The organism is Achromobacter sp. (genome assembly GCF_057314935.1).
The window spans coordinates 48067-61135 of the sequence record NZ_DBHKZA010000011.1; the positions used below are offsets into that span (position 1 = coordinate 48067).

Consider the following 13069-nt stretch of genomic DNA (forward strand, 5'->3'; position numbering starts at 1 on the left):
ATCCTGATCAAGACCACGCCCGGCATGCAATGGGCCGTGCAGCGCGGCTACAACCGGCTGTTGAAGAAGCACTTCGACGCGGCCGGCATCGAGCTGCCGTATCCGCACACGGTGGTGTACTTCGGGCAGGACAAGCGTGGCTATGCGCCACCGGCGAACGTGACGCTGCAGGCCGAACGCCCCGACGAGGGCGAGGACGCGCGCGCCGCCGGGCACACGCGCCGCCGCCTGAAACCGGAAGCCGGCGGCGAGGATTCGGCCGAGGTGCTGGGCAATGAACTCGAAGCGCGCGACGAGGCCGAGGCCACCCCGCCACCGTCCCTGTCACGGCCGGTATAGCGGCGCCGCGGCTAGCGTAGGGGCATCGCGACCGGACGCAGCGGCGCCGCGTCGCCGCCGCGGATCTTCAGCGGCCCGCCGATGAAGGCGAACTCATAGACCTGGTCGCGGGACAACTCGTCCAGCGCCGCCAGTTCGATGATGGGCACGCCTTGCTGCGCCAGCAGATAGGTGTGCAGCGGAACATAGTCGTCGGACACCTCGGACGGGAAGGTCTCGAAACTGAGGTTGTCCGCGCCCAGGATCATGGCGCCTCCTTCCTCCACCAGGTATCGGGCCGCGTCCAGACCCATGCCCGGCGGCTTGGCCATGTAGGCGGCCGGGTCGTTGTACAGCTTCATGCGGCCGGTGCGGATCAGCACGATGTCGCCCTGGTGCAGCGCGGTCTTTTGGCGCGCCAGCGCGGCCTTCAGATCCTGCCGGGTGATGCGGTACTGGTCCGGCAACATGTCCACGCCCTTGAGCGCGGCCACGTCGATCAGGACGCCGCGCGCCACCAGCGGCGGAAACTTCTCGATGCCGGTGCGCTTCCAGCCCCGGTCGCCCAGATGCTCGTCGGCACGGAAGCCATTCCAGATCTTGCCGTGGATGCCGAAATGATTGAGCGCATCAATGTGCGTGCCGGTGTGGCTATACATCGAGAACGCGGTGCCGGTGTAGCTGCGCATCGCGTTCATGTCCTGGCCCACGCCCATCGGATCGTCGACTTCGGTGCCGCGCGGCGTGTGGGTCATCCAGAATTGGTAGTGCGGATCGCCGGCGTCCTGCCAGCTGGGCATGCCCACGTAGTACTCCGTGGCCAGATCGTAGACCTTGCCGCCCGCCACCCGCGACATGACGGCGGCGCGCGATTCGGCAGTGATGAGATTGAGGCGGCCGATTTCATCGTCAGGCCCCCATGGGCTGATGCCCACTTCCTGGCCGGAAGCCGGCGCGCGGGACGGTGCACCCTGCGCCAGGACGTTGAAGCTGAGGGCGGCGCCCAACGCCAGGCCGAGGAGTTTGCGGGTATAGCGGACAGTCATGATGCACCTTGTGCGTTCTCGTTTCGATGGACGCCAGCTTACGGAGGCGACGCCGTGCGAGTAAGGTGCTTGCCGGCAGGTCTTTATTCGCTGGGCGTCAACAATCGCCCTGCATGGCCGCCGGCAGGTGGTCGGCCAGGAAGTCCACAAAGGCCTTTACCTTGGGCTGCAGGTGGCGGCTGGTTGGGTAGACGGCGTACACGTAGCGGGGCGCGGCGGGCAGGTCCGGCAGCACGTGCGCGAGCGTGCCGGCGGCGATGGCGGGCGCGGCCAGGAACGAGGGCAACGCGCCGATGCCCAACCCCGCCTCAAGCAGGTCGCGCAGCATCAGGCTGTTGTTGACCTGGACGTGTGAGGGGCCGGCAGGCAGGTCTGGCGGCTGGCCGGTCTCCCCGTCGGGGAAGGCGCCAGGGCTATCGGCGAGGGTGTAGCTCAGCAGGTCATGCCCGCGCAGCGCTTGCACGCTGTCGGGGTGGCCGCGCCGGTCCAGGTAGGACGGCGCCGCGCACAGCATTTGCGTCAGCGACGCCAGCCGCCGCGCGATCAGCGAGGAATCGTCCAACTGGGCCCGCAGCCGGATCGACACGTCAAAGCCCTGGCCCACCGCATCGACCAGACGGTCTTCCATGGCCAGGTCCAGCCGCAGTTCGGGATACTGGCGCAGGAAGCGCGCCAGCAACGGCGACAGCACGCTCAAGGCGAAGGAGACGGGCGCGTTCACGCGCAGGCGGCCCGACACGCGCCGCGATTGCTGCTTGACGGACTTTTCCAGGGCGTTCAGCTCATCAAGCAGCCGGCAGCATTCAGCGTAGTAGGCGGCGCCCGTGTCGGTCAGGCTCATCTTGCGCGTGGTGCGCTGGATCAGCACCGCGCCCAGGTGGGCTTCCAACGCACGGAGCTGCTTGCTGAGGCCGGCGGACGACACGTCCAGGTCTTCGGCCGCTTTGGCGAGGCTGCCCAGTTCGACGATGCGCCGGAAGGCGCGCATGTAGTTGAAGGTGTCCATGGCAGGATCGAGGGAAGACGAATCCCCGGATTCTGCAGTGATCGGCCGCATTCGCCAAACGCGCTAGTTTCTGTTATTTCTGTCTTGACAGAAATAACAGAAACCTCCTACAGTGGCTCCATGAAACTGACTCCGATCGCCGAACGATTCATCCTGCACTGGGGCGAAATGGGTTCGCGCTGGGGCGTGAACCGCACCGTCGCCCAGATCCACGCCCTGCTCTATCTGCTGGGCCGCCCCGTTCCCGCCGAAGAAATCGCCGACACGCTGGGAGTTGCGCGCTCGAACGTCAGCAACAGCCTCAAGGAATTGCAAGCCTGGCGCCTGGCCCGGGTGGTGCACGTGATGGAAGACCGCCGCGACCACTTTGAAACCTCGACCGATATCTGGGAGCTGTTCAAGCTCATCGTCGAAGGCCGGCGGCAACGCGAAATCGACCCCACGCTGACCATGCTGCGCGACAGCCTGGCCAGCCCGGAAATCGAAAACGAAAGCCGCGCCACCGAACAACGGGTGCGCGAGACGCTGGAATTCCTGGAAATCCTGACCACCTGGTCCGATGAGATGCTGCGCATGAAGCCCGAGACCTTGATGAAGACACTGGGCATGGGCGCCAAAATCAGCAAGACCATGCGGCGTACCAAGTCGTGATGCTCCCGGGCGGGCCTTGCGCCGCGCCCTTTTTTTACCCAGAAATTTCTGTCTGTACAGAAATTGCAGAAATAAAAGAATAGCGACGCCAACCATGAACGGCTTACCCAAGAAGGCAACGGCATGAATATCCTGGTGTGCGGCGCCCACGGTTTTGTCGGCCAGGCCTTTTGCGATGCCCTGGCACGCGATGGCCATCGCGTGCTGAAAGGCGTGCGCGTGGCGACGCGGCCGGACGAGATCGCCATTGACTACATGGCGGACACCGACCCGGCCGCATGGGCGGATCGGCTGCGCGGCATCCATGTGGTGGTCAACGCCGTGGGCATCCTGATCGAAAAGGCGGGCGCCACGTTCGACCGCGTCCACCGCCGCGCGCCGATCGCGTTGTTCGACGCCGCCCGCCTTGCGGGCGTCCGGCGCATCGTGCAACTGTCGGCGCTGGGCGCCGAGCATGGCGATACGCCCTACTTCCAAAGCAAGCGCGCAGCCGATGATCACCTGCGGTCGCTGCCCGTTGCGCACCACATCCTGCGGCCGGCGCTGGTCTATGGCGAACAAGGGGCCTCGGCCCGGTTCTTCCGGGCATTGGCGTCCATACCGGTGCACCCGCTGCCTGCGGGCGGACGTCAACGGCTGCGTCCGATGCGGGTGGAAGAATTGGCCGAGGTCGTCGCCCGGCTGCTGCGCGGTGATCCTCACGGTCCCGCCGTCCTGAACCTGGTCGGCGGCACCGAGGTCGAGTTCCGCCAGATGCTGGCGGTCTACCGGAATTCGATGGGGTTCGCCCCGGCATGGCAGGTGCCCGTGCCGGCATGGCTGGTGTCGGGCGCCGCGATATTGCTGAACCGGCTGCCGGGGTCATTGCTGACGCGCGACACCTGGCGGATGCTGCGCGCAGGCAATACGGCCGATGCCATGACTACGACCCGGGCGCTGGGTCGCGCGCCTGACGGCATCGAATCCTTTATCGGCCCTTCCGACGCGCTGCCACTGCGCCATCAGGCGCTGGCTGCCTGGCGCCCCGGCCTGCTGCGCGGCGCGCTGGCGCTGATCTGGTTGTGGACGGCCGTGTGCAGCGCCTTTCTCTATCCCGTGGCCGGCAGCCTGGCGTTGCTGGAACCCGTCGGCCTGCACGGCGCCGCCGCGCAGGCGGCGTTGTACCTGGCCGCGGGGCTGGATTTCGTACTGGGCATCGCCACGCTCTGGCGGCCTGGCCGACGCCTGTGGGCCGCGCAGCTTGCCCTGGTCGTGGCGTACACGGCCATCATCGCCGTGGCCTTGCCCGAATACCTGCTGCACCCTTTCGGGCCCGTCCTGAAAAACGTCGCCGTCGTCGCGCTGCTATTCATTCTGCTTACCGAGGAAACGAAGCCATGAACCTGTACCTGACGGTCAAGACCCTGCACATCCTTTCATCGGTGCTGCTGGTGGGCACCGGCTTCGGCACGGCGTTCTATCTGTTCTTCGCCAACCGGACGGGCTCCATTCCGGCGATCGCCGCCGTCTCGAAACTGGTGGTTCGAGCCGACCTGTGGTTCACCACGCCGGCCGTGGTCTTCCAGCCCCTGTCGGGATTGTGGCTGGCGCACGCCGCCGGCTGGCAATGGACGACGCCGTGGGTCACCCTGTCGATCATGCTGTATCTGCTGGCAGGCGTGTGCTGGCTGCCGGTCGTGTGGCTGCAGTACGAAATGGCCAAAATGGCGGCCGCTACCCACGCCGCGGGCGAGACCGCGCTGCCTGCGCGCTACTGGCACTTTGCGCAATGGTGGGAACGCCTGGGCTACCCGGCCTTCCTGGCCATGGTGGCGGTGTATTTCCTGATGGTGCTCAAGCCTGCGCTGTAGGCCCCGCAGGGCACCGGCGTCGACCCCGCGCCATGGGTCACGCCTTGACCTGGATTTGCGTCAAATTGTGAACAGCTGGTGGCCGCCGCCTTGTCGGCGAGAATCCACGTTCTGCCACGCGCCTTGGATCGCCGGACAACAGGCCGCAAGCCAACATGCGAAAGCTTGACCTCCACGCACTGCGGAAGAAATACTTTGTTTCATCGATTCATAAGCGTATAACAACGACCCGGGCATAGTGCTCGCGCTGCATCCGCAGCACACTCGCCGGCGGTGCGCGGCGAGACGTGTTGCCGCGGCGCTTGCGGCCTTCGGGCGGCGCGGCGCGCGGCCTGATTCCTTTATCGAGTGGGAGACTTGAATTGCCGATTTTCAAGCAAGTTTGCACCGTGGCCTCACGCGGCCAGAAGGCCGCCCTGGTGGCTGCCGCCCTGACCTTCAGCAGCGGCGCCGCCTTGGCTCAACAGGGCGTTCCAGGCCAGATGCCCAGCCTGGCCGCCCTGAGCGGCCAGATGCATGCGGCCGCCGAGTACTGCAATGCCTATACGACGGCGCAGCTGGACCAGAAGAAGCAACAGCAGAAGACGGCAGCAGGCGCACAAGGCATGGCTGCCGCGGACTTCGACACCGCGTTCTCGCAGTCATACACCGCGACCAAGGGGCAGCTGGGTTCGCTGAGCGCGGCGGATAAGGAAAAGACCTGCGCGCAGCTCAAGGCCATTTCGGCGACGCGCCCGAAATAGCAAGCGCAGGAAAAGCCCCCATGACCGGCCGGACCTCAATCTCCACGGCGAACAGGCAGATGTCCGTTCAGGTGTCCACACTGGCCGGTCAGCATCATCGTTCGCGCCTGGGCGCCGTGGCGCTGGCCGCCCTGTCGCTGACCTGCCTGGACGCCCAAGCAGCCCAGCGGACCGTCTACAAGGGAGCCCTGCAAGGCGCCGGCGAGATCGTGCTGGAATTGGACAACGAAGCCGGCGTCGATGGGAGGTTGAGCGGACGCTACTTCTACGCCAGGAACGGCGTCGATATTCCGTTGCGCGGTACGCTGGACGCGCTGTTCGAGCCCAGGCTGCACCCGGCGCAACCGCCGTCCTCGTCCAATGCCCTGATCGGCCCGGCCGATCGCGCCGCAAGCTGGCGGGGTGTGCGCGACGCCAAGGGCTTTCGCGGGGATTGGACTGACTCCCGCACCGGCAAACAGCGCCGCTTCGACTTGCAGCGGGTCGCCGAGTACGACACCGAGCAGCTTGAGCGCGACGGCAACGCCGTGCGGGCCGCGCAGGTTGATCTTGGCGACGTCGATATCAAGGCGGGAATCGACGCCAAGCGTGCGCCCTACGAAACGTTGAAGCTTGCAGGCCACGCGCAACCGGTAGGCAAGGACATCGGCAACGGCACGGTGGCCTATCGCATGTGGGTGGACCCGCGCACCAAATTCCCCTACCCCCGGCTAAGCCGGCATCCCGACCCGCAGGTCATGCAGCGCGTCAACCACCTGCTGGAGCAACGCCACTGGCGCAAGAGCCTGGGGGCATTGGCATGCATGGCGTCCGCCTACACCACCACGAATTCCGGCACGGGCACATTGGGCGGATTCGACGAGGAAAACGTGAACGTCACGTGGCTGTCGCGCGCGCTCATGACGGTAACCGAAGCGGGCAGCCTGGACTGCGGCGGCGCGCATCCCGACAACCATTTCGAACCGTATACCTTCGACCTGCTGCGCGGCGAATACCTGGACTGGAATCGCGTGTTCGACGCTTACGTGGCGGGCAAGCGCAGCTTCGGCCGGCAAGCCAGCCCCGCATTGCTTGCGGTGGTGAACCAGGTGGTCAAGGCTGCGCCGCCAGAAGACCGCGCCGATCAGCATCCCAACCTGGAAGACTGCGCGGATCTCTGGCCGCAGTATCTGGCCCTGGGCGCGCAGACGCCGGGCGCGCTAAGCCTGTCGGTGACCGGCGTGGGCCATGCATCAGGGGCTTGCCTGGGCACGCACGCCACCGTGCCGTTCCAGGCGCTGACGCCTTATCTGAAGCCCGGCGGGCAAGCGTATCTGGAAGATTGAAATCAGTGCGTCAGGCGCCCTCTTTGCGCGGGCGGCGCGCACGGTCGCGCGTGCTTGCGTGGGTGCTGAGCGCGTCGTCCGTGGCGTTGCGCAACGGCGCGGCATGGGCCACCGGGCCCACGACTAGCGGTGCAGCGCCTGACACGGCGGCCACCTGCTGCACCATGATCGGCGGAACCCCCGCCACGACGCGATACGGCTGTAGCGGCAGCAGGCCCTGGATCGTGCCGAGGTCATTGGCCGCCTCCGCGCGCGCTTGCTGCTCGACCTGTTCGTCCTTTAACGCCTGATTGCCGGCCAGCGCTTGCGCCTCCAACTTGGCCTGCTGGTCATGGAAGGCCTCGATGGCGTGCATCAGACAGTGCGCCGCGTATTGGTCGCGCAGCGGATTCACAGATTGATCCCGATCGTCCTTCCTGACGATGACCGGCTTTTGGGGCGCGCCCCCCGTCGGCACAGCTGGTGGGCGCGCAGCCTGGATGCCCGCGAACGGCGGTGCCTGCGGACGCGCCACACGGTCGGCGCGCATCTGAGCACGCAGCCGTTCGGCGCGGTAAGGGTCCCGGACATCGTCAATCCGGGCGGTGCCCATCGGATCAATGGCTCTGGCATTCATGGCAACTCCTTGGCTGGTCGCGCCGGACTGCACGACGTCCCGGTGATGACGCAATGACGGCTACGAAAGCCGAGCCGGGGCCCTCTGGGCGCGCCGTTGCGAACGGATCCACAGCAACTGCGTCGCACAACCCACCAGGAACAGCGCGAACCACGTGGCCAGGGCGCCGCGCACCAGGGGGGATTGCGGCCCCTCGGCAAGCGGGTGAGACACCGGCAGGCGCGTGAGCGTCTCCGCGATCCCGGGCACCCACATCAGGAAGAAGCTGAAGGAAAAGCCCAGCTGCGACAGATAGGGATGCGCCCGGGACAGCCATGGCAGCCGCGGTGCAAGCAGCGCGCCCGCGACCGAGAGCAGCGCCAGAATGCCCAGGGCATGCCCCGCGTTGAACCCGCCGGAGCTGGATAGGCCGAACGAGGTGAGCACGGCCACGAGCAGCCCGACCAGATAGATCTTGCCGGTTCGCGTGGCGCTGTCGATCCCGCGATACCGCGCAAAGCTGTACAGGCCTACGGTGGCGGGCACGAGGCTGATGAGGGTGTGTGCGGCACCCAAGGCGGAAATAGGATGTGGCATGGAAGAGGGTTCCTTTCGATAAAACAACCAACTAGTTGATCGGTAATCAAGTTAAAAAAATGGCGCGCCACGTGGGCGCGCTTCCTGGTGCGGTCAGGCCGGAACGCTCAACTGCTTGATGGCGCCGCGCGTGATCGATGCGAACACCTCCGTGTCCCCGAACGCCCGGGCGGTCAGCATCGCGCCGTGTATGGTCGACATGAAGGCCTGCGCTTCCACCTGGACACTATTGCGCAGATGGAACTGCCCCTTGGCGACGCCGGCCTGGAGCAACGATGCGAGCCATCCGGTCAGTTCATGGAAATAGGCGCGCACTTCGTCTGCGACGGCTTGGGGAATCAAGGGCAATTCAGCGGCCAGCATCGCGCAAATGCACATGGGCATCGTGCCCTCGCGGATGCACGTGGCCCAATAATCGGTGTAGGCCGTCAGCCGCGCAAGCGGATCCTGGACGTGTTGGTCAAGCGCCGCCAACCCCTCGCGGGCCTGTTCGCGATGCTGGGCGACAACCGTCAGGACCAGGTCCGCCTTGGCCGGAAAATGGTGATGAATGCTGGGCTTGCCGATACGGACCCGTTCGGACACATCGGCATAGCTGAACCCGTGATAGCCCCCGGCGGCAAGCAACAGCTTGGTCTGCTCGACGATCTCGATGGCTCGCGGGGAAAGCGCCACACTCATAGGAATCCACTCTGGTTTGCTGAAGGACGGGCGAGGCACCCGTCCGCGCCATGCAATGGCGGTAGCGAGGGCATTCGCAACGCAACCAATCTACTAGTTGGTCGGTTGCAAGTCAAGGCCCCCCCGCGATCTCAGAGGGACCGCAGGCCGCTTACCGGACGGGCGCCGCCACTTGCTCGCAGTGCCGCAGCGCCTGGCGCAGTGCGGTATCCACGGACCGCAACGACATGCCCAGCCATTCGGCGGCATCACCGCGGCTGCGCCCCTCTACCCGCAAGGCAATCAGCACGGCGAGCTGCCGGCGAGGCAACCCCTCCATGATCCGCGCCAACGCCATAAGGGCCGACCTGCCCTCCGCCACGGCCTGCGGACCGGGACTTTCGTCGATTGGCTCGGGCAGCCCCGCGTCCGGATCATCCAGCGACAGCCAAGAGGCCTGCTCGCGCAGGCGGTCGATCGCCAGATGACAGGCCATGCGGAACACATAGGCGTCCGCTTGCCGCACCTCGGCGGCCACGGGCCGCGCCAACCGTAGCCACGTGTCGTGCAGGCATTCGCGCGCCAGGTCGGCGCAGCCGAACCGCCGCACAAGCCGGCCGTGCAGCGCCGCGTAACTGCCGCTTAGATGCGCACGCAAGCGCGCCGCCGTGTCGGTGCCTGCGTCCGGGCCCGCAAGCGCGGGCCTGGACGCAGACGCTTCGTCATGCCTCGCCCCTTGCGGCGCAGGCCGCGCCCGGGGACGCGGCGCGCGCCACGCTTCGCCCTCGCGCCAGGGCGGCAAGGCGGGAGCCAGCCGCCGGCTTACGGTCGATATCGGATTCATCATTTCCGCTACAGCCGACCCAGGTTGCTTTGCTCGCGTTCGGTCAGCTGCTGCTGCGCCTGCGCGGGCAGATCGCCCAGCCCCAAGACCCGCACCGCGCTGCCGGGGTCATAGGACGCCGACGGCGCTGGCGGTTTGGGCGGGGGAGGTTCCCCGCCGCTACCTGCCGGCAGCGGCTCCGTGCCGAAGCCAAGGATCTGCACGTTGAAAACGGACGGCTGATTCTGGCGCGCCGCCGACCGCTCGCGCTGCATGACGTCCTGCGCCGCGGAGGAAGCCGTCGTCGCCGCCGCGCTGGCGCTCGCCAACGCATTGGTGTTGACCGACACCGCGATCGGGATGCCCTTGCTGTCGCCTTGCACCTGGATGTTGGCCGCGTTCACCACATGCAGCGCCGCCACGTTGACGTTGCCCGACACGCGGATGCCTGCCTCGCCGGCGTCGATCGTGCCCAGGGGCGCGATCAGGTCCACGTCGCCTGCGGGCACCTCGGGAACCGGTGCCAGCGTGCCGATCCCCGCGCCCGTGGAAGGCACGGTAGGCGACAGCGTCACGTTGCCATAAGCGTCGTACACGCGCCGCGGCGGCGTGTACAACACCGTCGTCTTCGCGCCCCGGCCCGCGTTGATGTCGCCTTCGGCCGACCAGGCCTGGATATGGCCGCCGAACGTGGTCATGATGCGACTTTGGCCCAGCAGCAGGCTGCCTTGCGCATACAGCTGGATATTGCCCTGCCCTTGCGTCACCACGCCTGCGCTGGCCGGCGGCGCCACGCCTTCAACGCCCAGCACCTGCTGGCCGCCCGGCGTCAGCAGCTGGATGTTGCCGCCGAAATTGCTGCGCAGGCCCGCGCCGCCATACATCGTGAAGCTGCCCTCATAACGCAAGGGAGTGCCTGCGGAGTCGGCATCGGGGAACAGGGCCGCGATGGCGCGGCGCCCGCGCAGGTAGCTGCCGAAGCGCGGGCCGCCAACGTCGTTGTACTCGCGTCCACCCTCCTTCAGTTCGGCGAAGAACAACTGGCGCGCGTAGATGCCACGCTCGGCCGGCGCCAGCGCCGCCAACGCGGCGCCTGCGCCCTCCTCGCCCCCCGCGTAGCCGTGGCGCTTGCGCAGCCAGTTCACCAGGTAGGTGCCGCTATCCAGCTCGAAGTCGGCCGCCAGGTCGCGCCTGGCCTTGCCGGCATCGGCGTCGCGCAGCGCCTGCTGGCGGGCCAGTTCGGCCGGTGCCCCGCCGTCGTCGCCGGCATAGCCGAATTCGTCGGCCAGCCAACCGCGCAATGTCAGCTCGCCGCCATAGGCCTGCGCAACCTTGTCCGGATTCGGGCCCAACGCCTCACCTGCCCGCAACCCGCGCGAGCCATCGAGATATCGCGCCAGGAAGCCCGCATAATCCGGGCCCGCCGTGCCTACGCCCGCCAGCACGGCCAAGTCAGCGCCAGGCCGGGTGTCGCCCCGCACAATGGCGCCCAGGCTGCGCACGCTGGCCACGTCATCCTGGCGCAGTTGGCGAGCCGCCTGCATCAGCAGCGTGCCCGGGCCCGCGACCCGCGCGTTGGCATAGACGATATCGCGGCCGGCCTCGATCAACGACAGGTCGCGCGCGTTGTTGTGCACGGCGGTGACGTCCAGCCCCAGGACGTCGCGGCCGGCCCGAACCGATACGGGTATGGCGGCTTCGTACCAGGTATCGATGCTGCGAACGACCGAACCGCCGGCCTGCGACATATCGACGACCGAACCGCTCTTGAGGCCCACCACGTCGCCGGTGACGGCATAGAAACGGGCGACGGCGTCATCCCCCGCGTGCAACGCACGATCCAGCGGCGTGCCGGGTCCGAACGTGAAGAGCGGCTTGCCATACCACGCGGCTCCTCGCAGCACCCCTTCCCCGCTGGTGTTGGTCAGGATGGGATTGCCGTAAATATCGGTCGAGAACGCGCTGAAGGCCGGGCGCAGCGGCGTGGGCAACGGCGCGTCGGCGGACGACATCGACACGGTGTACGCGTTCTGCGCCAGGATGGAACGGCCCGCCAGCATTTCCAGCTGGCCGTTCGCCGACGGCGCCAGCAGGAGCACCGGGTTGCCCTGGTCCGCGGCATTGTCGGCGAGCATGATGTTGCCATTGGCCGCCACGGCGCGCAGGATCGACGGATAGACGTAGTAGCTGCGGCCCGCCGCGCCGATATGCGTATATTCCGGGTTCAGTTCGTCGCCCGAAAACCGGCTGTTGCTGACGGTCATCGGCGTCAGGTTGCCGCCCGCCGAAAACAGATTGATAGCCGTGGTCGGCGTCCACAACGTGAACCAGCCATTGCCGCCGCCGGTCACGGGTTGCGCGTCGCCACTGCGCTGGTAAGGGCTGGAGTTGACCTGCGTGACACGCCCCGGGTCGCTGACGCCGCCCAGCACCAGGTCCGAGCGCGTATCGATCCACGCCACCGCGTCGCCCAACACCAGCCTCGGGCCGCCCATGGGCCGGGCTGACGCCACGGCAAAGGGATCCTTGGCGCGCAGGCCCGCGCCGTCGCCGTAGCGCAGTTCCATGCCGCCCAACTGGCCGGCCGACACGGCCAGCCGGCCCCGCAGGTTGACCAGCACGCCGTTCAGGTCCAGGTGGTCGGTGCCGCCGGTATACGGCCCCATCGCATCCAGTTGGGTGGCGTTCAATGCCGGATTGAGGCTACCGCCGATGCGCAGGTCGAGGTCGCCGCCGCCCGTCAGCACGACATTGCCATCGACCACCCGGCCGGTGCTGCCGACCGCGGCAGTCAAACCCTGCGAGCGCGGTTCCACGCCGTTGACGTACCGAGCAGCATCGCCGCGCGCATCGCGAATGCCGGCGTCGCGCCCCGCAGCGATGCTGAGGTTGCCGCCCCCCAGCGTGCCGAACCCGGTAAAGCCGACCAGCCTGGGCTCACGGTTGCCGCCGCCGATGGCGCCCTCGACCGCATAGGCGCCGAAGTTGATCCACCAACTGGGCGCGATGTCGGCCACGCCCGGGGTGCCGATGCTGCCCTGGCGCCAGAGCCAGGTACCGGTCATCGTGCTGGCATAACGCGCGCGGGCGGACGAATAGTCGACCACCACGCCGTTGTCGGCGTTCGAACCCAGCGCATCGCCATAGATGTCGCGCCCGGCCTGCACGACCAGGTTGCCGCCCTGGTCGGGGTACCAGGCCTGGTAGGCCGCCAGGGCGGCGTCGTACTTGCCGTCCATCTGGATCAATCCCAACGGGCCGGTCTTGCTATCGTAGCCGCGCGGCAGGTTGAAGCGCGCGTCGGCCGCGCCCAGCGACGATGGCGTGCCCGCGGTGTACACGCCGTACAGCGAGGCCATGCCCACGTCGCGCCCGGCCAGCAGCGACAGGTCGCCGGCGCCGGTGCGCAACACGCTGAACGCCGGCGAGCCGAAGCCATACTTGTACTCGCGGGT

At 67.3% G+C, this 13069-nt stretch carries 12 protein-coding genes and 1 pseudogene; 6 read left to right on the plus strand and 7 right to left on the minus strand.

Going from position 1 to position 13069, the window contains the following annotated elements:
* Positions 1-339 (plus strand): annotated as a pseudogene (locus ACO6D5_RS06050) (mechanosensitive ion channel domain-containing protein); the annotation flags it as partial.
* 11 nt (positions 340-350) lie between these two features.
* On the opposite strand, the gene ACO6D5_RS06055 reads toward ACO6D5_RS06050, so the two are convergent.
* Both ACO6D5_RS06055 and ACO6D5_RS06060 read right to left on the minus strand, forming a co-directional pair.
* Positions 351-1364, minus strand: coding sequence for a cyclase family protein (locus tag ACO6D5_RS06055; protein WP_485824885.1), 1014 nt, complete (start codon positions 1362-1364; stop codon positions 351-353).
* A 97-nt stretch (positions 1365-1461) separates the two neighbouring features.
* Positions 1462-2370, minus strand: coding sequence for a LysR substrate-binding domain-containing protein (locus ACO6D5_RS06060; RefSeq protein ID WP_485824886.1), 909 nt, complete (start codon positions 2368-2370; stop codon positions 1462-1464).
* A 120-nt stretch (positions 2371-2490) separates the two neighbouring features.
* On the opposite strand from ACO6D5_RS06060, the gene ACO6D5_RS06065 reads away from it, so the two are divergent.
* From ACO6D5_RS06065 to ACO6D5_RS06085, 5 genes are all read left to right on the plus strand, one after another.
* Positions 2491-3021 (plus strand): GbsR/MarR family transcriptional regulator, encoded by a 531-nt coding sequence (locus ACO6D5_RS06065; RefSeq protein WP_006226837.1) that lies wholly within the window; start codon positions 2491-2493, stop codon positions 3019-3021.
* Positions 3022-3144: 123 nt separating this feature from the next.
* Positions 3145-4401 (plus strand): SDR family oxidoreductase, encoded by a 1257-nt coding sequence (locus ACO6D5_RS06070; protein ID WP_485824887.1) that lies wholly within the window; start codon positions 3145-3147, stop codon positions 4399-4401.
* Positions 4398-4871: a DUF2269 family protein gene (locus ACO6D5_RS06075; RefSeq protein ID WP_485824888.1), complete on the plus strand. Its 474-nt coding sequence runs from the start codon at positions 4398-4400 to the stop codon at positions 4869-4871. The genes ACO6D5_RS06070 and ACO6D5_RS06075 overlap by 4 nt, the downstream gene beginning before the upstream one ends.
* A 389-nt stretch (positions 4872-5260) precedes the next feature.
* Positions 5261-5614: a hypothetical protein gene (locus tag ACO6D5_RS06080; RefSeq protein WP_485824889.1), complete on the plus strand. Its 354-nt coding sequence runs from the start codon at positions 5261-5263 to the stop codon at positions 5612-5614.
* 59 nt (positions 5615-5673) lie between these two features.
* On the plus strand, positions 5674-6939 hold the full coding sequence (locus ACO6D5_RS06085; protein WP_485824920.1) for a hypothetical protein: 1266 nt from the start codon (positions 5674-5676) through the stop codon (positions 6937-6939).
* 10 nt (positions 6940-6949) lie between these two features.
* Here the strand turns inward: ACO6D5_RS06085 and ACO6D5_RS06090 are convergent, their stop codons facing one another.
* The 5 genes from ACO6D5_RS06090 to ACO6D5_RS06110 form a co-directional block, all read right to left on the minus strand.
* A complete protein-coding gene (locus ACO6D5_RS06090) occupies positions 6950-7555 on the minus strand; it encodes a hypothetical protein (protein ID WP_485824890.1) in 606 nt (201 codons plus the stop codon).
* Positions 7556-7615: 60 nt separating this feature from the next.
* The gene (locus tag ACO6D5_RS06095) at positions 7616-8131 is read right to left on the minus strand and encodes a hypothetical protein (protein WP_315844657.1); all 516 of its coding nucleotides are present in this window, start codon (positions 8129-8131) and stop codon (positions 7616-7618) included.
* Positions 8132-8224: 93 nt separating this feature from the next.
* Positions 8225-8812, minus strand: coding sequence for a TetR family transcriptional regulator C-terminal domain-containing protein (locus ACO6D5_RS06100; protein ID WP_315844656.1), 588 nt, complete (start codon positions 8810-8812; stop codon positions 8225-8227).
* Positions 8813-8963: 151 nt separating this feature from the next.
* Entirely contained in the window at positions 8964-9449 is a 486-nt protein-coding gene (locus ACO6D5_RS06105) for an RNA polymerase sigma factor (protein ID WP_485824891.1), read from the minus strand.
* Between the two features lie 194 nt (positions 9450-9643).
* The coding region (locus ACO6D5_RS06110) for a filamentous hemagglutinin family protein (RefSeq protein ID WP_485824892.1) at positions 9644-13069 on the minus strand (3426 nt) is incomplete at its 5' end.